A 23,772-nucleotide genomic window follows, 5' to 3' on the forward strand; every position below is an offset into this window, starting at 1 on the left:
AAGGGATCTTTTGTCGTGGTGGTGTGGGCGCGTCAGTTCGGACGATGACCCATTTCGGCCCGGATCTGTTGGCGGAACACGTCGATCGGCACGGTTTTGCCTTCGCGTTTGATATGCCAATAGGTCCAGCCATTGCAGGATGGCGCGCCTTCCAATGCGGCGCCGACCTGATGGATCGAGCCGCGGACATCGCCACCGATCAACGTGCCGTCAGCGCGCACCTTGGCCTTGTGGCGTTTGTTGATCGAATACAGCTCCTCGCCCGGGCGCAACATGCCGCGTTCGACCAATTGGCCAAAGGGCACCCGTGGGGCCGCGCGTTTCGATGTGGATACTTCCAACACCTCGCGGTCAAATTTGCGGATCTTGCTCAACCGCTTTTCAGCGACCTTGCGATAGGCGGCTTCGCGTTCGATGCCGATGAAATCACGGCCCAGCATTTTGGCCACGGCGCCGGTGGTGCCAGTGCCGAAAAACGGATCAAGCACAACATCGCCCGGGTTGGTCGACCCGACCAGAACGCGATGCAACAGGGATTGCGGTTTTTGCGTTGGATGGGCCTTTTCACCAGCCTCGTCCTTTAGCCGCTCGCCGCCGTTGCAGATCGGCAGAACCCAGTCGCTGCGCATCTGGATGCCTTCGTTCAGCGATTTCAGCGCCTCATAGTTGAAGGTGTATTTTGCGCCTTCTTCCTTGGAGGCCCAGATCATGGTTTCATGCGCGTTGGTGAACCGCTTGCCGCGGAAATTCGGCATTGGGTTGGCCTTGCGCCAGATCACATCATTCAGGATCCAGTAGCCTTCGTTTTGCAACGCGGCCCCAACCCGAAAGATGTTGTGATAAGAGCCGATTACCCAGATCGCCCCATTGGGTTTGAGCAATCGGCGCGCCGCTTTGAGCCAGTCTTGGGTAAACCTGTCATAGGCGGCAAAAGAGGAAAATTGATCCCAATGGTCGTCGACAGCGTCAACGCGGGAATTGTCAGGGCGGTGCAGGTCGCCCTTCAGCTGAAGATTATAGGGCGGGTCGGCGAAAATCAGATCGACCGACGCCGCCGGCAAACTGTTCATCACATCGATGCAGTCACCAGATAGAATCGTATTAAGAGGGAGCGCCTGAGCGCTCTTTGCTTTGGTCATTGTCTTCATTTTCTGCCTCTGTCCCCGGTGCGTTATCGCACTCATTGGTTGCTGACAGGATGAGTCAAAGCTGATTCGCGGTCAATTTCTTTTTTGAATCAAGGGGTTAAGTTTTTGTCTTGATACAAGATGTTGTGTACAGGTTTGAACGAACGTCTATGGTGTGGGGTCACCCCCAAATGTATCAGCGCCTCTTTATGGCTTTTCGTCGGGTAACCTGCGTTTCGTTCCCAGCCATATCCGGGAAAGTGTTGCGCCAAATCCCGCATGACACAATCTCGCCTGATTTTCGCCACAATTGAGGCCGCCGCGATCGACACTGATCGGCTGTCACCTTTGACAATGGTGCGCGCAGGCAAGCAAAGGTCGCGGGGCACCATATTGCCATCAATCAACACATAGTCCGGCGCATGGGGCAGGGCGGCAATCGCACGGCACATGGCAATGTGACTGGCGCGCAGGATATTGTGGGTATCAATCTCTTCGACCGTGGCTTCGCCGATGCCAATCTCTGCGCTGGCTTCGATTTCGGCCAATATCGCGTCGCGCCGCTTTTCGCTTAACTTTTTGGAATCATTCAATCCTTTGGGAATGTTTCCGGGGTCAAACACCACAGCCGCGGCGACAACGGGCCCCGCCAATGGGCCGCGGCCGACCTCGTCAACGCCGGCGATACGGGCAAATCCTTCGGTGTGGGCCATGTCTTCAAAGCTGTAATCTGGATATGTCATCCGCTTGAAGTGGCGCGGTTGATCGCCTCTGGCAAGCAAAAAACCGAGCGCCCGGATCGGGGCGCTCGGGCGTGGTGCGGACATCAGGGGCGTACTGCCCGCACCTCTGCTCGACTGAATGCTGCGCGCTGGGCGTCAGGTGATGCGGAAACCTTTGGACCGCAGGCAGCGGGGCTTGTAGCCGTTGCGTGTCACCTTGTGACCATGTCTCCAGGTCTTGATCGACACTTTGCAGGACCGCGGCAGATATTCGGCGTGGCGATAGTTGCGGTTCAAACAGCGTGACGAAAGAATACGCTCGGATCCATGGCGGGTCTGGATCCGGGTCAGACAATATCCAGGCACCGGCGCCAGACGTTTTTTGCCGTATTTCTTCCCGTATTTCTGCCCATATTTCTTGTCGTGGTGCTTCTTGTAGTCTTGGCTGTGCGTGTTGTGCTGTTTCTGCATCTTGTGGTTTGCCAGTTCGTGCAACAGCAACAAGGTGCCTGCGCCGATGACGAATTTCTCAAAATTCCGATTTTCGGCAGCGGCGGGCACAGCCGAAAAAGAGGTGAGGGCAACGGCGGCGGCCATGATGGTGGAAATGAATTTACGCGACATTGAAAAGTCCTTTCTGCGTGAACTCCTGGATTTTATGAATGACCCGGTACTGTGCCGGACCAGCGATGCACCAACCCTGGCCCCGGCGCCGCAAGACAGGCAATAACAGGGCGTTGTTATTGGATAACACGCCTGTAAACCCCCTGTTGTTATTGAAAAACATCGGCAATGCGGGCAGGGTGAAGCCATGATGAAAATGCTCACATATCTCACGCTGGCGGTGGCGATTGGCCTGACACCGGCCCTGGCCGATGCGGCCTGTGTTGCGGAATACAAGGCCAAGCGGGACAACCCGCTGGCGCTGTTTTTCGACACCGCCCAGATCAACGGCCCCTGCACCAAGGCCAATGCGCAAACGCAGCTGCGGGCCATGTTGGCCCAACGCGGACTGACACTGCTCAAGGTGGTTTCGGTCGGTCAGGGCTAGGCTCTGTTGACCTTGCGCCCGACATGGTGCGTCATGCCAACCAAGAGCCGTGATCGCGGGGGACCCCATGAACGACATCGAAGAATTCGCCGCCGATGTGCGCCGCTCGGGCAACCGGGTGGTGCAAATCGGCGTGGCCGCCATTGTGGTGATCCTGTTGCTGGCGGCGGTCTTCTTGTTTCTGAACCTGCCGGACGCCAATGCGTTCAATGCGCGGGTTGAACGGATTTTCGTCGAAAACGACGCGTTGAACAGCGATGCGGAAATCAAACTTCTGGAAATCCTTGCGCTCTCTGGCACGGCGTTTTCCGAAACGCTGACATCTTATCGCATGGTGATTTTCGTGTTGCTGGTGTTCGCCACCGCGCTTTTGATCGCGGCTTTGGTGTTTCTGGTGATGCTGATTGCCATGAACCGCCGGATGGCACAGATTGAAAAGTCGGGGATTCAGGTGTCCTCCTTGATGATCAGCCGCGAAGAGCGCGCGGTTTACCTCAACAACATGGGGTTCAAACTGACAGATGCGGCGATGGAAACACTCTGTGTGCTGGCAGAGGCGCGGATGGATGACGATGTGCTGACCGGGGTTCAGATCGAGGCGATGATTTCCGGCAAATCCGAATCCGATTGCGAAGAAGCTTCGGGGGCGACGCGAATCAAACGGCTGCGCGATGGGTTGGGCAACCAATTGGTGAGCGAGCTGTTGGTCAAAAACATCGCCCGGCGCGGATATATGCTGTCGGTGGGCAAGGATGTCATACGGGTCTTGTAGCGCAGACCGCAGTCCCGGACATGATCCGGGACCTCAACCCGGGCTGTCAGCCAGATTTTAAGGAGGTCCCGGATCACGTCCGGGACCGTGCCGCCATTCCACGGCGACCAATGAAAAACCCGGCCAGCAATGTGCCAGCCGGGTGATATTTCAAACTGAGCCGGTTCAAATGAGCCGGTTCAGATGCCCGAAAGCTCCTGCTCCAGATCGGCCATTTCCGCGCCACCGGCCATCAGGCGGCGGATCTCGTCATGCTCCAGCTCGCCGGCCTTGCCCGCGCCGATCACCTGACCCAGTGCCAGAAACGTATAGCGGTCCGCCACCAGCTGGGAATGGATTTCGTTGTGGGTGATAAAGATGATGGCGATGTCCCCACGTTTGCGCACCCGCATCATGGTTTTCAGCACTTCCATCTGCTGTTTCTGGCCCAGCGCCGATGTCGGCTCGTCCAGGATCAGCACCTTGGCCCCGAAATAGATCGCCCGCGCAATCGCCAGCGTCTGGCGCTGGCCGCCGGACATGGTGCCGACCGCCTGTTGCGGATCAGAGATGTCGATGCCGATTTTCAGCATCTCGTCATGGGCGATCTTGTCCATCTCGTCCATGCGCAGAAGCCCGATCCCCTTGGGGCCGCGCAACAATTCGCGCCCCATAAAGAAGTTTCGGGTGACACTGATCAACGGGTTCACCGCCAGATCCTGATACACCGTGCCAATCCCGGCACTGCTGGCGTCGCGGGGGCTGCGGAATTTGACCGGTTTGCCCTCGACATAGATCTGGCCTGCGGTGGGTTCATGCACCCCGGCCAATGTCTTGATCAGCGTCGATTTCCCCGCACCGTTGTCGCCCAGAAGCGCATGCACCTCTCCGGGATAGACATCCAGGCTCACACCGTTCAGCGCCGTGAAGGGGCCGAATTTCTTTACGATGCCTTCGACCTTGAGATATGGTTCAGCCATGGGTCAAATCCCCCCGGTGATACGTTTGCGGATGCGTTCGTTGGCGAACACGGCGGCCAAAAGCACCACGCCGACAAAAACACGATACCAGGATCCATCCAGCCACGGGATGTAGAACACCGCATTGGCCACAAGGCCAAAGGTGACCGCCCCGAACACAACCCCGATCACCGAACCAAAGCCGCCGGTCATCAACGTGCCGCCCACAACCGCGATGGCGATGGCGTTCAGCTCCATCAGATTGCCCTTGGCGGCGTCAGCGGTATTGGTGTCAAACACCTGACAGGCCGCGAAAATGGTGGCGCAAAAGGCGGTGAACATGAACAGACCAACCTTGACCCGGTTCACCGGCACGCCATTGGCGCGGGCGGCGTCCTTGTTATCGCCGGTGGCAAAGATCCAGTTGCCCAGCTGCGTGCGCGACAGGATGATATAGGCCGCCCCGGCAATCACGATCCACCACACCACACGGGCATCGACACCGGTGACCCATTGTTCGCCCCGCCGGTTGAGGTTGAACCCCAGCTGGAACGCGATGTCATAGAGAAACCCAAATGCCTCGCCGCCAAAGATATCGGCGAACCAGCTGGTTTCCTTGAAATCCTCCAACCCGGAAATCTGGGTCGATTGGTTGATCAGGCGGAAACAGACCTCTGTTGTGCCGCGCAAGAAGAACAGGAACGCCAGTGACACGATGAAACTCGACAGGCCGGATCGCACCACAATCGTGCCGATCAGCCACCCCAGCGCCAATGTCATGGCAAGCGTGATGAAAAACGCGCTGAACGGCGTGGCCGCGCCCAGACCAAAGGGCAGGCCCCATTTCAGCATCATCGCAATCGACATGCCGGAAAATCCGATCATTGATCCGATGGACAGGTCAAATTCGCCGGCAATCATCAGCATCGCCGCGCCGGTGGCAATGATGCCGAATTGCGCAATGATCGCCAGGTTGTTCTTGATCCCCAGCGCGTTCAACGCATTGCCGTTCGAGGCGACGGTGATCGAAACGATGGCCACGATCATCACCACCATGGCCCCGGCTTCGGGGCGGCGGATCAGCCGTTGCAGCCTTGATTCCTGTTGTCGTCGGTCCGCTTCGCTTCTGTCGGACATGAATGTATCCCTCCCAAGATATGCCCAAAAATAGCACAGCCGGGACCAAAGCCCCGGCTGCGATTTATTCACATGCCACGCATGGGATCAGCGATTGATGCCTGCTTCGGCCTCGACGTTTGCGGCGTTGGACGCATCGACGAACCCGGGGCCGGAGGGAATATTGGCACCCGGCAGCATCCCGGCGTAGTTGTTGTAGAGGTGCAGAACCATGACCGGCATGAAGCCTTGCAGATATTGTTGCTGGTCGATGGTGTAGGACACCTTGCCGTCTTTGATCAGGTTGATCACGCCGGGCGACATGTCAAAACACGCCAGGTGAATGTCGGCGCCCACTTCTTCGACGGCGGCATAGGCCGCTTCACAGACATGCGGGCCAACCGCCAGAAGACCGTCGATGTCCGGGTCTGCCTGCAGCGCGGCGGCGGTGCGGGTCTTGATCTGGGCCGGGTCATTGGACACGTCAATCTGGTTCAGATCGGCCCCCATGGCATCAAAATACCCGGTGCAGCGGTCGACCAGCGCGGTGTTATAGGCTTCTTGGTTCAGGCAAAGACCCTTGGTCACGCCTTCGGCCTTGGCGCGTTCACCGGCCGCAAGGCCCGCATCGCGTTCCGGCTGGCCGACATGCATCAACGCGCCCACGGCTTTGGAAGATTCCAGACCGGAATTCATCGTGATGACCGGCACACCCGAATCGACGGCTTCCTTGATTGCGCCGCCCAGGGCGTCGGCGTCCGGCAGCGATGTGATGATGCCGTCGGGCTGCGTGGCCGAGGCGGCCTCGATCAGCTTGGCCATGCCAGACATGTCACCCGAGGGGTCATAGTTATATTCGATATCGGCCCCGATTGCCGCGCCGGCGTCACGCGCGCCTTTTTCCACAACGGGCCAGAACGGGTCTGTGCCTTGGGTGTGGGTGATGACGACATAGCGTTCCGCCACAACGGGTAGCGCTACCATCGACGCCGCCAATGCGGCGATCACTGTCTTTTTCATGTGTTTTCCTCCCTGGAAATTTTAGGTTTCTCTGACCTGCGGGTCGTTTTCGATCCGTCCATTTTGCCAATTGCGCGTTCCTCCCCGCGCAACTGGATGAAGTGTGGGCCGTTTTGCGTCCCTCTTCGAACGGGGCGATACCCCAGGTTGAGAACTCCTTCTTTGTGGCCGTGATCAAAAGAATCCCGGCGTTCCGAATTGTTGCAGCAGTTCAATATTTCAATCAAGTTGAAAAATATTTTCTTGCGGCGGCGCTCATCCGGCGGGGGCCAATCCCGGTGGCGCGAACCTCTTTCAAGCAGGGGCATTGATTTTTTTGGGCCCGGGGGATAGATATAGTCGATAAAAATAGTAGGAAATAAGATATGACCCAGACACTCCCAGCGCAGACCGGGGTTTATGAAACCCCAAATGCCAGCAAGTACCTGCAACAATTGTGCAAACATTTCGGCCACAAGATCCCGACCAGCTTTGACGACACCAGCGGCACATTGGATTTTGGCTTTGGCCGCGTGACCCTCGCCGCGGATGACAGCCGCCTTGTCGTTCAGATTCCGGGCGGCGACACCGAGGGTCTGGACCGCGCGCCAGAGGTGATCGACAAACATCTTGTGCGCTTCGCCTTCCGCGAGGATTTTCAGAACATGACGTGGTCACAGGCTTGATAACGGGCGCCCTTGCGGTGCCGGTGGCCCTTCGCATGGCTTGAGCCTGCGGGCGCGGCGGTCTATGTCTCTGCCATTGTTGCAGGAGCCCGCCATGCCCGTCTTTTTGTCCACCCGCGATGCCGATTTCGAGACGCAGTTTGCCACCTTGCTCGCGGCCAAACGCGAAGACAGCCCCGATGTCGATGACGTGGTTGCAGGCATCATTGCCGATGTGCGCGCGCGCGGCGATGCGGCGGTGCTGGCACTGACGGAAAAGTTTGATCGCATGGCGATCCGGGCGGATCAGCTGGCCTTTACCCCCGATGAAATCGAAGAGCATTGCGCCCGTGTCGGCGACGCTGAGCGTGCAGCGCTGCAACTCGCGGCCGACCGCATCCGCGCCTATCACAGCCGCCAATTGCCCGAAGATCAACAATGGACCGATGCCGCGGGCGCGACGCTTGGCTGGCGCTGGTCGCCGGTCTCTGCTGCCGGGCTTTATGTGCCGGGTGGTCTCGCGTCTTATCCGTCGTCGGTGTTGATGAACGCCATCCCGGCCAAGGTCGCGGGCGTGGGCCGATTGGCGATCACGGTGCCAACCCCGGATGGGGCGGTGAACCCATTGGTGTTGCTGGCGGCAAAAATTGCCGGGGTGGATGAGATCTATCGGATCGGCGGCGCCCAGGCGATTGCGGCCCTGGCCTATGGCACCGAAACCATCGCCCCGGTGGACAAGATTACCGGCCCCGGCAATGCCTTTGTTGCGGCGGCAAAGCGCCGGGTGTTTGGCAAGGTTGGCATCGACATGATTGCCGGTCCGTCGGAAATTCTGGTGATCGCCGACCGGGATAACGATCCCGACTGGATTGCGCTGGATCTGATGAGCCAAGCTGAACATGACGAAAGCGCGCAATCGCTTTTGATCACCGATGATGCCGATTTTGGCCGCGCGGTGGCGGCAGCGGTCGAAAAACGTCTGGAAACGTTGGACCGGCGCGCCATTGCGGGGGCCAGCTGGCGGGATTTTGGCGCGGTGATCACCGTGGATACCCTGGACGAAGCCGCGCGCCTGTCGGATCGGATCGCGCCCGAACATCTTGAACTTTGTGTCGCGGACCCGGTGTCGCTCAGCCAGAAAGTCACCCATGCGGGGGCGATTTTTCTAGGCCAATGGACGCCCGAAGCGATCGGCGACTATGTCGGCGGGCCAAATCATGTTCTGCCCACGGCGCGTTCGGCGCGGTTCTCATCCGGGCTTTCGGTGCTCGATTTCATGAAACGCACCACCATTTCCCAGTTCACGCCGGACGCTTTGCGCGCCTGCGGCCCATCGGCCGAGGTGCTGGCACATTCCGAAAGCCTGGAGGCACATGGGCTGTCGGTCACGGCCCGTTTGCGCAAACTGAACGGCTAAGAGCGGATCACAGGCGCGGATGGATTGCCCAAGGCGGATCAATCCGCTACCCAAGGTCAATCATCAGCCAAGCGAGGCCCGCAAGATGAGCTGTATCATCGAGATCAATCTGGACGATGCCAACCTGCCACCGCCGACGCCAGAAGTGGATCAGGAACGTAAGGTCGCGATGTTCGACCTGATGGAGCAAAATTCTTTTTCCCTGCCCCTGCGTGATGACCGGGCGGTGCCGCCGGGTCCGTATCGGCTCGATCTGTCGATCCGGGAAAAGCGGCTGGTGTTTACGGTCACCACCGAAGAGCGCAGCGATGTGGCGGAATTCCACCTGTCTCTCAGCCCGTTCCGGCAAGTGGTCAAAGATTATTTCCAGATCTGCAAAAGCTATTTTGATGCGGTCAAATCCCTGCCCGCCAGCCAGATCGAAACAATCGACATGGCGCGGCGCGGCATACACAACGAAGGCGCACGCATTTTGCAGGAGCGTTTGGAAGGCAAGGCAATTGTTGACACCGATACCGCGCGGCGCCTGTTCACGCTGATCTGCGTGCTACAGTTCGGAGGCTGACCCCGTGACCCTGCCGCTGCCGCAATCCATTCTGTTTTGCTGTGACCACAATGCCGTCCGTTCGCCCATGGCCGAGGCGATCATGAAAAAGCTCTATGGTCAAAGCACCTATGTGCAATCTGTCGGCGTGCGCAATGATCTCGAAGTGGACGGCTATGCCATCTGTGTCTGCAATGAAATCGGTGTGCAGCTTGATCGCCATCGGTCCCGCAGCTTCGACGAGATGGAACACCTGGGCGAGGCGCTGTCCTCTTTCGATCTGGTGGTCGCCCTGTCGCCGCTCAGCCGCGCCAAAGCGGAAGAGCTGACGCGGTGTTTTCACCTGAAAGTCGACTATTGGCCGGTTTTCGAACCCACCGATCACGGCACAAATCGCACGGACAAGCTTGCGGCCTATCGCAAGACGAGGGACGAGATTGTCGACCGCCTCAAGGCCACCTGGGGCGCGGATCGCGCCAGATCTTAAAACTGTTGTGCACTGCGCCTATATTGAACGCATGAAACACATTGCTTTTGCCGCCGCATTCGTCGTGACGCTGTTGCCCCTGTCCCTTTCTGCCCAGGAAGAGACAGACAAGGGCGAAAGCCTGATGGAACAAGGGGCCAGGTTGTTCTTTCAGGGGCTGATGGACGAAATGGAACCTGCGCTGAAAGAACTGGAAGGCATGGCCGATCAGGTCGAGCCGGGACTGCGCAGCTTTGCCGAGAATATGGGGCCTGCGCTGCGGGATCTATTGACCGAGGTCGAAGACTGGAGCGCCTATCACTCGCCCGAGGTCCTGCCGAACGGTGACATCATCATCCGCCGCAAGACCCCGCAAGAGGACCTTCCGCAAGATCGAAAAGATCCCCCGGAAGAGATCGACCTCTAGCCTGATCACGCATGGCTGTGCTGCCGCCGCTCGGCCATGGCCTGATGCAGGATCTGCCAGGCCGAACTGAGGAAAAGCGCCGCCATGATGCCGGCCACGATCAAGTCCGGCCAGCCGGTGGAGGTGCCCCAGACGCCAAGCGCGGCGAACAAAACCGCGACATTGCCAATGGCGTCATTGCGCGAGCAGAGCCAGACCGAGCGCACATTGGCATCGCCGTCCTTGTATTTCACCAGGATCATGACCGAAATCAGATTGGCGGCCAGCGCCATTGCCCCGACCACCCCCATCACCGGCGCATCCGGCACCCCGGGGCCAAAGACCTGATACAGGGTCGACCCCATGACCCAAACCCCCATGAGCAACAGGCTGATCCCCTTGCCCAAAGCCGCAAGACTGCGGGTTTGCAAAGAAGCGCCAATCACCGCCAGCGAAATGCCATAGGTCAAGGCATCCCCGGCAAAATCCAGCGCATCAGCCTGAAGCGCCTGTGACCCGGAAAAATGGCCAGCCGTCATTTCGACCACAAACATGGCGGCATTGATCGCAATCACCAGCCAAAGCCGACGTTTGTAATCCGTCGATACCCCATCGAATTTCGCATCGTGCCCGCAACAGCCTGCCATGGTCTTTCCTTCGAATCTACTCTCGACAGGCAATCTAATCCCTCTAGGGGCTGTAGGTTCAAGAGGCTTCAGACCCGTTTTTTCGATCAAAAAGATAGTCACCCGGTTTCGTCGCGCTGACGCGCGCCGACAGGCTGGGGGCCAGCCCCCAGACCCCCGGGATATTTTTGAACAGAAGAAGGCCTAGGTCCGCTCATCCGTTTCATCTGACCAGAAATATCCCGGGGGTGAGGCCGAAGGCCGAGGGGGCTGGCCCCCTTTTGACTGTGTGGCGTCGTTTACGGGTCAGGCGGGGGCGCGGCGGCGTCTGAATACCATCCGCAGGGCAGAGAAGATGAAGCCCAGAGCCAAGATCCCGGTCACAAATCCGGTGCCGGCAAAAACCACGCCTTCGAATGTGGCAGGCACCGCAGGCCTATAAGCCGACCAGGCGCGTTTCGTGACATCACTGTCGGTCATCCGTGTGGCCAGATAGGCTCGTGTGAACGGTCCTGCGCCTTGCAAAGCAGTGAGATCTGCCGAAAGCCGCGCGTGACGATCAAAGGTTCGCGCCATCGTCGTTGCGCGTTCGCGGGCCATTGCGCTGCCTTGTGCCAATTCCTGCAACGCGGCATCGCGGCTCAGTCCGACCTTGGCCGCGTCGGCGTCGAAATCGGCGACCACGCGGGACAGTTCATCCACCGCGCCGCCAAGCCGTTGGGTGTATTGTTGGGAGAACTCAGGAAATTGCGACAAGCCGGCCGCGCCGGTCAGACCGCCCGCCAATGTCAGTGCTCTTACGATCATTTTCTGCCCTGCCTGTTCCGAGACTCTGACAGTAAAGCCCGGACCATCATACGATCAAGGCCTGCCATCAGGTATCATCACTGACGGGCAGGCCGAAATCCGTGCTGCAGTGGCCTGTGAAACTGCGGCCATTGCCGCCCGGACCCACATGCACAAAGCAAAAGGTCCGGGGCATTGGCATGTCCCCGGACCTTGAATGCTGATTGTCTTGTTTCCGCCAGACCTAGAGCAGGCCGGCATAAATTGCCGCGATACGTTTGACGGCCTCTTCCGGCGGCAGCTCTTCTCTTTCGCCAGTGCGCCGCGATGTCAGCTCGACCACGCCGTTTTTCAATCCGCGCGGGCCGACGGTGATGCGCCAGGGCAGGCCGATCAGGTCCATGGTGGCGAATTTGCCGCCGGCGCGTTCCTTGCGGTCGTCATAAAGCGGATCGAGACCCAGTGCTTTCAGCGATGCATAAAGCGCGTCGCAGGCGCCATCGGCCTCGGCGTCGCCCTGTTTCAGGTTGACGATACCGCAATGGAACGGTGTCACACCTTCGGGCCAGATGATGCCGTTGTCGTCATGGCTGGCTTCGATGATCGCCCCCAGAAGGCGGGACACGCCAATGCCGTGCGATCCCATATGCACCGGCACCTTGTTGCCTTCGCCATCGGTGACGGTCGCGCCCATGGGTTCGGAATATTTGGTGCCGAAATAGAAGATCTGGCCAACCTCGATGCCGCGCGCGGTGCGGCGACGTTCCTCGGGCACCTGATTGAACAGCGCTTCGTCGTGGGTTTCGTCGGTGCGGGCATAGCGCGAGGTGAATTCGTCCAGCACCGCGCGGCAGGCCTCGTGGCTGTCGTGGTCGATCTCGCGGTTGCCGAATTTCAGATCGGTGATCTCGCTGTCATAGAACACCTCGGATTCGCCTGTGTCCGCCAGCACCAGGAATTCATGGGTGTCGTCGCCGCCGATCGGGCCGCTGTCGGCGCGCATCGGGATCGCTTGCAGGCCCATGCGCTCATAGGTGCGCAGATAGCTGACGAGGTGGCGGTTATAGGCGTGCAGCGCGTCTTCCTTCGTCAGATCGAAGTTATAGCCGTCCTTCATCAGGAACTCGCGCCCGCGCATCACGCCAAACCGTGGGCGGATCTCGTCGCGGAATTTCCACTGGATGTGATAGAGCGTCAGCGGCAGATCCTTGTAGCTGCCGACATGGCTGCGGAAGATGTCGGTGATCAGCTCTTCGTTGGTGGGACCATAAAGCATGTCGCGCTTGTGCCGGTCGGTGATGCGCAGCATCTCTTCGCCATAATCATCATACCGCCCGCTTTCCCGCCAGAGATCGGCAGATTGCAGGGTCGGCATGAGCAGGGGGATATGGCCGACACGTTGCTGTTCCTCGTGCACGATCTGTTCGATCCGGCGCAGCACCTTGTAGCCCAGCGGCAGCCAGGAATAGATCCCGGCGCTGGATTGTTTGATCATCCCCGCCCGCAGCATCAGCCGGTGGCTGACAATTTGCGCCTCGGCGGGGTTTTCCTTGAGAACCGGCAGAAAATAGCGGGACAGGCGCATGCGGGGTCGTCCTTTGGGTCAAAACAGGGGGCCATTCAGGCTTTCCCGAACGTTTTGATCCATGTCGCCAGTTTTGGCAAGCGACGCAGGCGATTCAGCCAGAGCGCCCGGGTTGCCCGGCGTGTGGCGCGCCGCATCTTTTTCCGGTTCTCGGCGTGTTCCTTGTGCAACCTGCGTTTCATTTCCGCAAATATCGCCTGTTCGCGGCGGTATTCGGTTTCTGGTTGGCGGGTGCAGAGTGTATGTGTGGTCAGGATTATCATGGCTGCGGACCTCCTGTTTCTGGAAATGCGCCGGAATCGCGGGCCACAAAAGCGGGTGTTTTCGTGACTGACGTTTCAAAAATGAAAATGTCGTGGGACGATTTGGCGCTGTTTCTGGCGATTGCCGATGCCGGCGGATTGGGCGGTGCGGCGCGTCTGACCGGGGTCAGCCAACCGACCCTGTCGCGTCACATGGCGCGGTTGGAGGCCGGGTTGGCCAAGCGGCTGTTTCATCGTGGTGCCCGGGGCTATGCGTTGACGGCCGAGGGGCGGGCGTTGGTGCCGCAGGTGCGGGCGTTGAAACGCGGGGCCGAAGGGATCGAGGTCTGGGCGCAGGAGCGTGCCGCCGCGCGTCCGGTGCGGTTTTCCGCCGGCACCTGGTCGTCGCTTTGGATCGCCGGACGGATCGGCCGGGTCTGGGATGTCGGTGCCAGCTGGCGGCCTGTGTTCCTCAGCGCGGATGCCAAGATGGACATTGCAAGACGCGAGGTCGATGTCGGCCTGCGCAATCTGCAACCGGATCAGCCATGGTTGGCGGCGCGCCCCTTGCGTCAGATCACCTATGCCGCTTTTGCGCGGGACGGCGATGTGCGCGGCTGGGTGGTGTCGGGGCATCCCGCACGTCCGACCCCATCGGCCCGCTGGACCCGGTCACATCATGGCAATGACATCACCGCCGAGGCCAATGATCCACGGCTGGCGGCGCAATTGGCGCAACAGGGGCTGGGGCGCATTGTCTTGCCGGTCTTTGCCGCAGATCTGGTGCCGGGATTGTTGCGGGTTTCGGATGATATCGACGTGTTGGCGCACCGCGAATGGCTGGTCAGCCATCAGGACACCCGCAATGACCCGCCGGTGCGCGCGGCGCTGGATGCGCTGGCCGAACTGCTGGGGGGATGATCCGCGCCGGCGCGGTGCAGTCTGCGGGCCGGCGGCGGCCCACCACACCCAAAGCCTCATCCAAAACCGCAACAAAGACGGCCAATCCCCGCTCTTGAAGCCGCCACTCTTGAAACCCAATGCGCAACGCGCGATGTAGCGAAGGACAGGAACCGCAAACCGCGCAAACAGAAGGTGACCCGATGGCCTTGCCCGTACAGGATCAGTTCAAATATTGGGGCGTCACCGCTGTGGTGTTTGCCGTTGTGCTTTGGTTTCTGGGCGACGTGCTCTTGCCGTTTGTTCTGGGGGGGGCGATTGCCTATTTCCTCGACCCGGTGGCGGACCGATTGGAAAAGATGGGTTTGACGCGGCCCGCATCGGTTGCGGTGATCACCGTGCTGGCGCTGGTCCTGTTCATCGTCATGGCCTTGCTGGTTGTGCCGACGCTCGTGGCCCAGGCGATTGACCTGATCGACATCGCGCCAACCCTGTTCAGCAATCTGCGCGATTTTCTGGTGGCGCAATTCCCGGATCTGGTGGATTCTGAAAGTACCCTGCGCCAGTCGCTGATCGCGGTCGGCGAAAAGATCCAGTCTTATGGCGGCAAGCTGCTGGAAACCCTGCTGACCTCTGCGGCGTCGATAATCAACATCGTCCTGTTGTTTGTGATCGTGCCGGTTGTGGCGGTCTATCTGTTGGTGGATTGGGACAATATGGTGGCGCGGGTTGATGATTTGTTGCCGCGCGATCATGCGCCGGTCATTCGCCGCCTTGCTGCGGACATCGACAAGACGCTGGCCAGCTTCATTCGCGGCATGGGGACCGTTTGCCTGATTCTGGGCACCTATTATGCGGTGGCACTGATGCTTGCGGGGCTGCAATTCGGGTTGGTTGTCGGCTTCATCGCCGGGTTGATCACCTTTATTCCCTATGTGGGGGCGCTGGTTGGCGGGGCCTTGGCGGTGGGTCTGGCACTGTTCCAATTTTGGGGCGATTGGTTGTCGATTGCGATTGTCGGGCTAATCTTTGTTGTCGGACAGATCATCGAAGGCAACTTCCTGACACCCAAGCTGGTGGGATCGTCCGTCGGGTTGCATCCGGTTTGGCTGTTGCTGGCGTTGAGCGTCTTCGGCTCGCTTTTCGGTTTTGTCGGGATGTTGGTTGCTGTGCCGGTTGCGGCGGCGTTGGGGGTGGTGGCACGATTTGCCACACGGCAATACCTCGACAGTCGGCTGTATCGCGGGCAATCTGAATGATGGTCGTGTGGAAGGCCGGGGCACTTGAACATGACGACACAATTGAAATTCGATTTGGTGACTCGCCCGGCACTGGGGCGCGAGGATTTTTATGTCTCGCCGTCCAATGCGCTGGCGCTAAGCCTGATTGACGGTTGGCGCGACTGGCCGAACCGCAAATTGGTGCTGACCGGCCCGCCGGGCAGCGGCAAAACCCATCTGGCGCATGTCTGGGCCGAAGATGCCGGGGCGCGCATTGTTTCCGCAGAAGATCTGCCGGATGTGAGCGTCGCGGAATTGGCGCAGGCGCCGCTCTGTATCGAAAACGTGCAGCGCGCCGCCGGCAACGGCGATGCTGAGGCCCATATGTTTCACCTGCATAATCTGGTGCTGGCCGAGGGCCATGCGCTGTTGATGACGGCGGTTGAGGATCCGGTGCGCTGGAACCTGACATTGCCGGATCTGCAAAGCCGCGCCCAGGGGACACAGGTGGTGGCGTTGAACCCGCCGGATGATGCCTTGCTTGGGGCGGTGCTGGGCAAATTGTTTGCGGATCGCCAACTGGGCCCTAATCCCGACGTTGTGCCGTATCTGGTGCGCCACGCGCCCCGCTCCTTTGTTGCGGCGCAGGCGATTGTTGCGCGGCTGGATGATCTGGCGATGGCCAGCGGCAAACCGATAAGCCGCGATATGGCGCGCCGGGTGCTGCGCGAAATTCCCGAGATCGAGGACTGAGATCCCGGCTCTTTCCCCGGCCCTGTCGCCGCCGTTTCGGGAAGGGCGGGCCGGAATTCACAACCGCTTTTGATCTATCGCGGTGTTCCGGCCATTCCCCGCCGCCAGATTGGCGCGAATTGCGCGGTCTTTTGCTGAAATCCGCAAAAAATAAGGGAATTTTGGCCAATTTCTTGACGATACGCGGTCTGGGCCTAGCTCTTTTCACATCGAAAGCGTCGCAATCCTGTGGCGCTGACGTTGTTTTGAAGGAGTAGAACCATGCTTGGATGGGCCGTTACATTCCTTGTTGTTGCACTGATTGCCGGCGTGCTCGGCTTTGGTGGGATTGCTGTCGCTTCGGCAGAGATTGCCAAGATCATTTTCTTCATCTTCCTGGTGCTGTTTGTCATCGCGATGGTGATGCGTGCCTTGCGGGGCCGCCCGCCGGTCTAAGCGCCAGAGCGCCGCAACAAGATATCCCGACATGATGGCCGCAAGGCCGCTGAACTGGCCATAGGGCCGATACCGGCAGGATCTGCCGGGCCCATGGCTGTGACCACTGAACCTAAAATGAGAGAGACAGGAGAAACACAAATGGCGACCAAGGAAGAATTGGAAGAACAGTTGCGAATTGCCCGCAAGGACATCGAGGCATTGGCCGGAATGGCCAGTGACACGGCGCGTGATCAGGTGGCCAACGGCGCTGATCTGGCCAAGGCGCAATTGGAGCATCTGTCCGATGAAACCCGCGCGCTTTATGACAATGCCCGCAGCCAGGGGGCGCAATTGCGCAGCGCAACCGAGGATCACATCCGCGCCAATCCGCTGGCGACCGTTGGCATGTCTTTTGCCGCCGGATTTGTTCTGGCCGGGCTTTTGGGGCGCAAATGACCGGGCTTGAGGGCATCGTGCAGGACCTGACCCGTGGGATGATCCATGACGGGGCCGCTGTTGCCCGGCAAGAAGCGAAAAAGACCGCCGCCAAAGCCGGCGCCCTGGCGGCGGTCTGGGCGGTGGCCATTTTCCTGGTCTGCCTGTCATTGGTCTGCGCTGCGTTTGGTCTGTTCTTTGCGCTGAATCCGGTGTTTGGCCTTGTGGGCGCGGCCTTTGCCGTGGCGGGGGTGGCGTTTGTGCTGGCTCTGGTCCTGCTTCTGGCTGTGCGTTTGCGGTCGTTGACGACCTCGTCCTCTCACGGATCTGGCCATCACGGCCCGCCGGGGTTGCATTCCGCCGGGGCGGGGGGCAAATCCGGGGACCACAGTGGCGCGAATTCACCACAAGCCCAGGCCGGTGTCGCCGCTGCCGGGTTTCTGACCGGGTTGCTCACCGGGCGCGGATAAACAAACTCTTTTGTCTGAATGTTGACCCCTGGTGGCAGTCTGGGCCATATGGTTCAAAATACCACCGGGGAAGCGCATGGAAGTTACGAGCGAAACTGCGGCGCAGGATTTTGGCCCCTTTGGCCGGGCCCTGTTTGATGATCCTAGCGCGCGCAAGCTTGCCCGTGTCGGTGTGGTGGACATTGGGTCCAACTCTGTCCGGCTGGTGGTGTTTGATGGCGCGGCGCGCTCTCCTGCTTATTTTTACAATGAAAAAATCATGTGCGGCCTTGGCGCGGACATGTCCGAAACCGGGCTTCTGAACCCCGAGGGGCGCAAACGTGCGCTGTCGGCGCTGCGCCGGTTCCAATATCTGGCACGCGGCATGGATTTGCCGCCGCTGACGGCGGTGGCGACCGCAGCGGTGCGCGATGCGTCGGATGGGCCGGAATTCTGTGATCAGGTGCTGCGGGAATGCGGTCTGAAAATCCACGTCATTGATGGCGAGGAAGAGGCCCGTCTGTCCGCCCAGGGTGTGCTTCTGGGCTGGCCCGGGGCCTATGGTCTGGTCTGTGACATTGGCGGCTCGTCTATGGAACTGGCCGAGATCAACGACGGCAATGTCGGTCGGCGCGTGACCTCACCCCTGGGGCCCTTGAAATTGCGCGATATCCCCGGCGGATCGAAGGGCCGCAAAGCCCATATCAAACTGGTGGTGGATGCGCTGTTTGACAAGATGGGACCACAGGCGAACCGGCTGTTCCTGGTTGGGGGCTCCTGGCGGGCGATTGCCCGGATTGATATGGAACGGCGCGGCTATCCCCTTCATGTGCAACATGAATATCGTATGACCACAGCATCGGTGCGCGAGACGGCAAAATTCATTGCCGGCGAGGATCTTGAAGAGCTGCGCCAGAATTGCAGCCTGTCGTCGTCGCGTATGGCGCTGGTGCCTTTTGCGGCCGAAGTGCTGAGCCGTCTGGTCCAGACCTTCCGCCCCAAGGACATTGCCGTGTCCAGCTATGGCATCCGCGAGGGCCTGCTCTATGAACAGATGCCCCAGCGTCTGCGTGACCGTGACCCGCTGATCGAGGCCTGCCTGTTTGCCGAGGCCAAGGATGCCCGGCTTCCGGGGTTTGGCCGCGATCTTTATGATTTCATTCTGCCGTTGTTTGCCAATGCGTCGGCGCCAAAACTGCGCCTGGTAAAGGCCGCCTGCCTTTTGCACGATGTCAGCTGGAGGGCGCACCCGGATTACCGCGCCGAAACCTGTTTCGACAATGCCACACGCGCCAATCTGGGCGGGCTGAAACACTCGGAACGCGTGTTCCTGGGGCTGGCCTTGCTGCACCGCTACAAGAACAAGCGCACCGGCACCCGGTTCGAGGAACTTTTTGACCTGCTGGACGAAAAATCCCTGCAAGAGGCCGAGGTTCTGGGCAAAGCGATGCGATTTGGCGCGATGCTCTGGATGTCAGAGGGCGGGCATATCGGCGAATTGGACTGGCGGCCAAAGAAAAAGATACTGAGCCTGCGGTTGAGCGAAGGCGCATGGCCGCTTTATGGCGAGGTCGCCGAGGCCCGGTTCATGTCGCTGGCGGCGTCGCTGGGGGCAACTGTGGATGTGAAATTGGCGCTCTAGGCGATTGGCACTTCGGGTAACCCGGGCAACTACACCGGCGCGGCGGGGCCTTAGTCGCCGGGTCGTTCGCCGACATCGCCAACCCACCAGGCGCGTTTGATCCCCTGATAGATCAACACCTCTGATCCAACGGGAAATTGCGCCACATCCGCGCGTTTGTGCATCATGCTTTCGCCTTCGCGCCCGCTGCTTTCGCGCCAGGTCAGGCGACAGCGCGACTTTTTGTTCACCCGGACGTTGGTGCGTTTCAGCCCGGTCACCTTGGCCATTTCGCGGGTGCCATAGCGGCGCGCACGCACCGCCGCCACCGACCAGCGCCCGGCATACCAGCCAAATCCCAGCGTCAGCGCGCCAAAGATCAAACCGATCACCTGGGCGATGCGCGAGCCTGATTTATGCTCGCCCTTGCGCAATTCGGTCCTGTGCGGTTCGGTTTCCAGATACCAGATTGGCAGCGTGCTGCCGATTTGACCCCGATTGTACTGGCCGCTGCTCACCGAACGGTTGATCTGGATCTCTTCGCCGCGGTCGGTGACAAAATCCAACACAAGGTAGTAATCGACACTGCGGTCCCCGTCGCTGTCGGTGCTTTCGGTGAAATATTTGTCGGACACCGTGGCCAGGGTTTCCCGGCCTTCCAGTTCGAACCGCTCCGCGACACCCAATTGCCAGGAGCTGATCAGCGTCAGGATGATCAGGGGCACGGCGAAAGCCACGGCAAACCATCCCCCCATCCGAAGGAACAGCCGCCACACTGAAACTGGGTCTTTTGCCAAATCTGCCATGGCGCCGACATTGCCGTGCCTGCATCCGCCAATCAACCCTGTCGTGGCTAAAGCTGCATACCGGCTTTCCCTTGGGCCATACATTCGCTAGACCAAACCAAACCCACGACCACAGCGGAAAGACCCCATGGCACTGGAAAAAACATTCGACGCAACGGCATCGGAACAACGGATTTACGCAGCATGGGAGCAGGTCGGGGCGTTTCGCGCCGGGGCCAATGCGCGGGATGGCGCGTCGACCTATTGCATCATGATCCCGCCGCCGAATGTGACCGGCGTTCTGCACATCGGGCATGCCTTCAACAACACGTTGCAGGATATCCTGATCCGCTGGAAACGGATGCAGGGGTTCGACACGCTGTGGCAGGCGGGCACCGACCACGCCGGCATCGCCACGCAAATGGTGGTAGAGCGCAAGCTGGCCGCCGAAGGCAAACCGCCGCGCCGTGATTGGGCGCGCGATGATTTCACCGCCGAAATCTGGAAGTGGAAGCAATCGTCGGGCGACACGATCGTGAACCAGTTGAAGCGCCTCGGCGCTTCCTGTGATTGGGATCGCACGGCCTTTACCATGTCCGGCGCGCCAAACGCGCCTGCGGGCGAAGAGGGCAATTTCCATGACGCGGTGATCCGGGTCTTTGTCGAAATGTACAACAAGGGCCTGATCTATCGCGGCAAGCGGCTGGTCAACTGGGACCCGCATTTCGAAACCGCGATTTCCGATCTTGAGGTCGAGAATGTCGAAACGCCGGGCCATATGTGGCATTTCAAATACCCGCTGGCCGGTGGGGCGACCTATGAATATGTCGAGAAAGACGAAGACGGCAATGTGACGCTGCGCGAAACCCGCGATTACATCTCGATCGCCACCACACGGCCGGAAACCATGCTGGGCGACGGCGCGGTTGCGGTGCACCCCAGCGACGAACGCTATGCGCCGATTGTCGGCAAGCTGTGTGAAATCCCGGTCGGGCCCAAGGAACACCGCCGCCTGATCCCGATCATCACCGATGAATACCCGGACAAGGATTTCGGCTCTGGCGCGGTGAAAATCACCGGCGCGCATGATTTCAACGACTATCAGGTCGCCAAACGCGGTGGCATCCCGATGTACCGTCTGATGGACACCCGCGGGGCAATGCGGGCCGACGGCGCGACATATGCCGAGGCCGCGACAATCGCCATGGCCGTGGCCAAGGGCGAACGCACGCTGACCGAAGCCGAGGCCGACACAATCAACCTTGTGCCTGACGACCTGCGCGGGCTGGACCGGTTCGAGGCGCGCGATGTTGTCGTGCGGCAGATCACCGAAGAAGGTCTGGCGGTGATGGTGGAGGTCCCGGAACAAGTCCGGGACGAGGCCGAGGGCGATGGCACAGCCCCGGACACCGATCCGGGGCCTCAGTTCATCCCCTACGTCGAAAACAAGCCGATCATGCAGCCCTTTGGCGACCGCTCCAAAGTGGTGATCGAGCCGATGCTGACCGACCAATGGTTTGTCGATACGGACAAGATCGTTGGCCCGGCACTGGATGCGGTGCGCGAGGGCGAGGTAAAGATCCTGCCGGAGAGCGGCGAAAAAGTCTATTACAACTGGCTGGAGAATATCGAGCCTTGGTGTATCTCGCGCCAGCTGTGGTGGGGTCACCAGATTCCGGTTTGGTTCGACGCCGATGGCAACCAATATTGCGCCGCGACGGAAGCAGAGGCCCAGGCCAAGGCGGGCGCTGATGTGGCGCTCACACGCGACCCCGACGTGCTCGACACCTGGTTCTCTTCCGGTCTCTGGCCCATCGGCACGCTGGGCTGGCCCGAAGACACCGAGGCGCTAAAGAAATACTTCCCGACCTCGACCTTGATCACCGGGCAGGACATCATTTTCTTCTGGGTCGCCCGGATGATGATGATGCAGCTCGCCGTTGTCGATCAGATCCCCTTCGATACCGTCTATCTGCATGGCCTTGTGCGCGACGCCAAGGGCAAGAAGATGTCGAAATCGACCGGCAATGTCATCGACCCGTTGGAAATCATCGACGAATACGGCGCTGATGCGCTGCGCTTCACCAATGCGGCCATGGCCAGCCTTGGCGGTGTTCTGAAACTCGATATGCAGCGGATCGCCGGGTATCGCAATTTCGGCACCAAGCTGTGGAATGCCGCCCGTTTTGCCGAGATGAACGGCGCGGTCGGCAGCGATGGCACCATCCCGGACGCGACTTTTGCGGTCAACAAATGGATCATCGGCGAAACCGCGCAGGTGCGCGGCGTGGTCGACAAGGCGTTGGAAGAATTCCGGTTCAACGACGCCGCGCAGGCGCTGTATGCCTTTGTCTGGGGCAAGGTCTGTGACTGGTATGTCGAGTTCTCCAAGCCGCTGCTGCTGGACGGCGACGACGCCACCAAGCTTGAGACGCAAAAGGTCATGGGCTGGGTCATTGACCAATGTCTGATCCTGCTGCACCCGATCATGCCCTTCATCACCGAGGAGCTTTGGGGCACCTTGGCCGACCGTCAGACCATGCTGGTGCACACCGATTGGCCGACCTATGGCGCGGACCTGGTGGATGCTGACGCTGACCGCGAAATGAACTGGGTGATCGAAGTGATCGAAACCACCCGGTCGGTGCGGGCGCAAATGCATGTGCCTGCCGGTCTGCATGTGCCGGTGCTGGTGACCCAGATGGATGAGGCGGGCAAAGCCGCCTGGGCGCGCAATGAAACGCTGATCAAACGTCTGGCGCGGATCGACAGCCTGACCGAGGTCGATGCCTTCCCCAAGGGGTGCGCCACGCTGCCGGTGACGGGGGCGACCTTTGGTCTGCCGCTGGCCGATATCATCGACGTGGACGCCGAAAAAGCGCGGCTGGAAAAAACACTGGGCAAGCTGGCCAAGGAATTGGGCGGGCTGCGCGGGCGGTTGAAGAACCCGAAATTCGCCCAAAGCGCGCCGGAAGAGGTGGTCGAGGAAACCCGCGCCAACCTCGCCGCGCGCGAAGAGGAAGAGGCCAAGCTGAAAGACGCGTTGAAACGGCTGAGCGAGATCTAGGCCTGATCCTAGGCTGGGGAACTGGAACAGATGGCTGCCACGGGTGTGCGGCCATCTGGCCTTGGAAGGTTTTCAATCGCGCTCGTTCACTCTGCGGTGCGAATGCCCCAGGACTGATAGGCTGATCTGCTGTCATCACAGGGCTCAAGTGAAAGCGCCTTGATCTGATTGGCGTCACTGCGGCCCGACCGTGTGTCTGTCCCAAGCGTGAAACACATGTCGGGCGCAGAGACGGGGGTGATATTGCCTTCGCCCGCGAAGACAAAGCTCTGTGCTGCTGTCCCGTCGCATGCCGCAAGTATCAGCGCGCTGCCGGCTGTCGCCGACGGTACTTCGGCACAGACATCGAATTCGGTCATATACAAAACGTTGTCAGGAAATTGTGCCGTGTCCCATGTCTGGTCGACACCAAGCGTGCCGCCGGGGCTGTAGCAGGTATGCCCTTGCAGACCGTCGGCGGGGTCGGCGTCTGCCTCGCGGCCACCTGCAATATCCAGACAATATCCATTTTGGGTGTTGTCCAATTTATCCAGCAGATAGATCTCGACCTTTTCGGCCTGTGCCGCGCCTCCGGCCAGTAACGCGCCAATAAGGAGCGGGGCGATCATTGGAGTCATGCTACATTCCCTTCAAGAGTCTCGCTGATTTGTACAGCATGGCTTT

At 59.9% G+C, this 23,772-nt stretch carries 28 protein-coding genes; 15 read left to right on the forward strand and 13 right to left on the reverse strand.

Annotated elements, in window-relative coordinates:
* Positions 1-32: 32 nt before the first annotated feature.
* From Q4577_RS15690 to Q4577_RS15700, 3 genes are all read right to left on the reverse strand, one after another.
* Positions 33-1,148 (reverse strand): site-specific DNA-methyltransferase, encoded by a 1,116-nt coding sequence (locus Q4577_RS15690; protein WP_244684900.1) that lies wholly within the window; start codon positions 1,146-1,148, stop codon positions 33-35.
* Between the two features lie 89 nt (positions 1,149-1,237).
* The gene (locus Q4577_RS15695; RefSeq protein WP_303470693.1) at positions 1,238-1,870 is read right to left on the reverse strand and encodes a ribonuclease HII; all 633 of its coding nucleotides are present in this window, start codon (positions 1,868-1,870) and stop codon (positions 1,238-1,240) included.
* Positions 1,871-2,005: 135 nt separating this feature from the next.
* The gene (locus tag Q4577_RS15700; RefSeq protein WP_303470695.1) at positions 2,006-2,473 is read right to left on the reverse strand and encodes a hypothetical protein; all 468 of its coding nucleotides are present in this window, start codon (positions 2,471-2,473) and stop codon (positions 2,006-2,008) included.
* A 187-nt stretch (positions 2,474-2,660) separates the two neighbouring features.
* Here Q4577_RS15700 and Q4577_RS15705 point away from each other — a divergent pair, with 187 nt between their 5' ends.
* Both Q4577_RS15705 and Q4577_RS15710 read left to right on the forward strand, forming a co-directional pair.
* Positions 2,661-2,900 (forward strand): hypothetical protein, encoded by a 240-nt coding sequence (locus tag Q4577_RS15705; protein WP_303470697.1) that lies wholly within the window; start codon positions 2,661-2,663, stop codon positions 2,898-2,900.
* A gap of 67 nt (positions 2,901-2,967) precedes the next feature.
* The gene (locus tag Q4577_RS15710; RefSeq protein ID WP_244684908.1) at positions 2,968-3,672 is read left to right on the forward strand and encodes a hypothetical protein; all 705 of its coding nucleotides are present in this window, start codon (positions 2,968-2,970) and stop codon (positions 3,670-3,672) included.
* 179 nt (positions 3,673-3,851) lie between these two features.
* Here the strand turns inward: Q4577_RS15710 and Q4577_RS15715 are convergent, their stop codons facing one another.
* From Q4577_RS15715 to Q4577_RS15730, 4 genes are all read right to left on the reverse strand, one after another.
* Complete coding sequence (locus Q4577_RS15715) at positions 3,852-4,631, reverse strand: ATP-binding cassette domain-containing protein (protein WP_244684911.1); 780 nt, start codon at positions 4,629-4,631, stop codon at positions 3,852-3,854.
* 3 nt (positions 4,632-4,634) lie between these two features.
* Positions 4,635-5,747, reverse strand: coding sequence for an ABC transporter permease (locus Q4577_RS15720; RefSeq protein WP_303470702.1), 1,113 nt, complete (start codon positions 5,745-5,747; stop codon positions 4,635-4,637).
* A gap of 87 nt (positions 5,748-5,834) precedes the next feature.
* Complete coding sequence (locus Q4577_RS15725; RefSeq protein WP_244684922.1) at positions 5,835-6,746, reverse strand: sugar ABC transporter substrate-binding protein; 912 nt, start codon at positions 6,744-6,746, stop codon at positions 5,835-5,837.
* Positions 6,743-7,054 (reverse strand): hypothetical protein, encoded by a 312-nt coding sequence (locus Q4577_RS15730; RefSeq protein ID WP_303470706.1) that lies wholly within the window; start codon positions 7,052-7,054, stop codon positions 6,743-6,745. Before Q4577_RS15730 ends, Q4577_RS15725 begins: the two co-directional genes overlap by 4 nt.
* A gap of 57 nt (positions 7,055-7,111) precedes the next feature.
* Here Q4577_RS15730 and Q4577_RS15735 point away from each other — a divergent pair, with 57 nt between their 5' ends.
* From Q4577_RS15735 to Q4577_RS15755, 5 genes are all read left to right on the forward strand, one after another.
* Complete coding sequence (locus Q4577_RS15735; protein ID WP_244684926.1) at positions 7,112-7,411, forward strand: DUF2218 domain-containing protein; 300 nt, start codon at positions 7,112-7,114, stop codon at positions 7,409-7,411.
* Between the two features lie 94 nt (positions 7,412-7,505).
* A complete protein-coding gene (gene hisD, locus Q4577_RS15740; RefSeq protein WP_303470708.1) occupies positions 7,506-8,807 on the forward strand; it encodes a histidinol dehydrogenase in 1,302 nt (433 codons plus the stop codon).
* Between the two features lie 85 nt (positions 8,808-8,892).
* Complete coding sequence (locus Q4577_RS15745) at positions 8,893-9,372, forward strand: UPF0262 family protein (RefSeq protein ID WP_244684928.1); 480 nt, start codon at positions 8,893-8,895, stop codon at positions 9,370-9,372.
* Positions 9,373-9,376: 4 nt separating this feature from the next.
* Positions 9,377-9,838, forward strand: coding sequence for a low molecular weight phosphatase family protein (locus Q4577_RS15750; protein WP_303470711.1), 462 nt, complete (start codon positions 9,377-9,379; stop codon positions 9,836-9,838).
* A gap of 31 nt (positions 9,839-9,869) precedes the next feature.
* Entirely contained in the window at positions 9,870-10,244 is a 375-nt protein-coding gene (locus Q4577_RS15755; protein ID WP_303470713.1) for a hypothetical protein, read from the forward strand.
* A 5-nt stretch (positions 10,245-10,249) separates the two neighbouring features.
* Here the strand turns inward: Q4577_RS15755 and Q4577_RS15760 are convergent, their stop codons facing one another.
* From Q4577_RS15760 to Q4577_RS15775, 4 genes are all read right to left on the reverse strand, one after another.
* Entirely contained in the window at positions 10,250-10,870 is a 621-nt protein-coding gene (locus Q4577_RS15760) for a cation transporter (protein WP_303470716.1), read from the reverse strand.
* 285 nt (positions 10,871-11,155) lie between these two features.
* Positions 11,156-11,656, reverse strand: coding sequence for a DUF2937 family protein (locus Q4577_RS15765; RefSeq protein WP_244684941.1), 501 nt, complete (start codon positions 11,654-11,656; stop codon positions 11,156-11,158).
* A 223-nt stretch (positions 11,657-11,879) separates the two neighbouring features.
* Positions 11,880-13,220, reverse strand: a complete 1,341-nt coding sequence (gene proS, locus Q4577_RS15770) for a proline--tRNA ligase (protein ID WP_303470718.1) — start codon at positions 13,218-13,220, stop codon at positions 11,880-11,882.
* Between the two features lie 35 nt (positions 13,221-13,255).
* Positions 13,256-13,483: a hypothetical protein gene (locus Q4577_RS15775; RefSeq protein WP_303470720.1), complete on the reverse strand. Its 228-nt coding sequence runs from the start codon at positions 13,481-13,483 to the stop codon at positions 13,256-13,258.
* Between the two features lie 63 nt (positions 13,484-13,546).
* Between Q4577_RS15775 and Q4577_RS15780 the strand changes: the two genes are divergently transcribed.
* The 7 genes from Q4577_RS15780 to Q4577_RS15810 all read left to right on the forward strand — a co-directional run bounded on the left by Q4577_RS15780 (position 13,547) and on the right by Q4577_RS15810 (position 19,278).
* A complete protein-coding gene (locus tag Q4577_RS15780) occupies positions 13,547-14,383 on the forward strand; it encodes a LysR family transcriptional regulator (protein ID WP_244684946.1) in 837 nt (278 codons plus the stop codon).
* Between the two features lie 182 nt (positions 14,384-14,565).
* A complete protein-coding gene (locus tag Q4577_RS15785; protein WP_303470723.1) occupies positions 14,566-15,621 on the forward strand; it encodes an AI-2E family transporter in 1,056 nt (351 codons plus the stop codon).
* Between the two features lie 30 nt (positions 15,622-15,651).
* On the forward strand, positions 15,652-16,335 hold the full coding sequence (locus Q4577_RS15790; RefSeq protein WP_303470725.1) for a chromosomal replication initiator DnaA: 684 nt from the start codon (positions 15,652-15,654) through the stop codon (positions 16,333-16,335).
* A gap of 261 nt (positions 16,336-16,596) precedes the next feature.
* Positions 16,597-16,770 carry a DUF1328 domain-containing protein gene (locus Q4577_RS15795; protein ID WP_244684952.1) on the forward strand — a complete coding sequence of 58 codons (174 nt, stop codon included), beginning with the start codon at positions 16,597-16,599 and terminating at the stop codon, positions 16,768-16,770.
* Between the two features lie 141 nt (positions 16,771-16,911).
* Entirely contained in the window at positions 16,912-17,208 is a 297-nt protein-coding gene (locus tag Q4577_RS15800) for a YqjD family protein (RefSeq protein WP_244684954.1), read from the forward strand.
* On the forward strand, positions 17,205-17,657 hold the full coding sequence (locus tag Q4577_RS15805) for a phage holin family protein (RefSeq protein ID WP_303470728.1): 453 nt from the start codon (positions 17,205-17,207) through the stop codon (positions 17,655-17,657). Before Q4577_RS15800 ends, Q4577_RS15805 begins: the two co-directional genes overlap by 4 nt.
* Before the next feature lie 76 nt (positions 17,658-17,733).
* Entirely contained in the window at positions 17,734-19,278 is a 1,545-nt protein-coding gene (locus Q4577_RS15810; RefSeq protein ID WP_244684958.1) for a Ppx/GppA family phosphatase, read from the forward strand.
* Positions 19,279-19,328: 50 nt separating this feature from the next.
* Here the strand turns inward: Q4577_RS15810 and Q4577_RS15815 are convergent, their stop codons facing one another.
* Positions 19,329-19,994 (reverse strand): DUF3592 domain-containing protein, encoded by a 666-nt coding sequence (locus tag Q4577_RS15815; RefSeq protein ID WP_303470730.1) that lies wholly within the window; start codon positions 19,992-19,994, stop codon positions 19,329-19,331.
* A gap of 196 nt (positions 19,995-20,190) precedes the next feature.
* On the opposite strand from Q4577_RS15815, the gene Q4577_RS15820 reads away from it, so the two are divergent.
* The gene (locus Q4577_RS15820; RefSeq protein WP_303470732.1) at positions 20,191-23,109 is read left to right on the forward strand and encodes a valine--tRNA ligase; all 2,919 of its coding nucleotides are present in this window, start codon (positions 20,191-20,193) and stop codon (positions 23,107-23,109) included.
* Between the two features lie 86 nt (positions 23,110-23,195).
* On the opposite strand, the gene Q4577_RS15825 is transcribed toward Q4577_RS15820, so the two are convergent.
* Complete coding sequence (locus Q4577_RS15825) at positions 23,196-23,726, reverse strand: ricin-type beta-trefoil lectin domain protein (protein ID WP_303470734.1); 531 nt, start codon at positions 23,724-23,726, stop codon at positions 23,196-23,198.
* Positions 23,727-23,772: the final 46 nt, after the last annotated feature.

The organism is Marinovum sp. 2_MG-2023 (assembly GCF_030548265.1).
In the GTDB taxonomy this organism is placed as follows: Bacteria; Pseudomonadota; Alphaproteobacteria; order Rhodobacterales; family Rhodobacteraceae; genus Marinovum.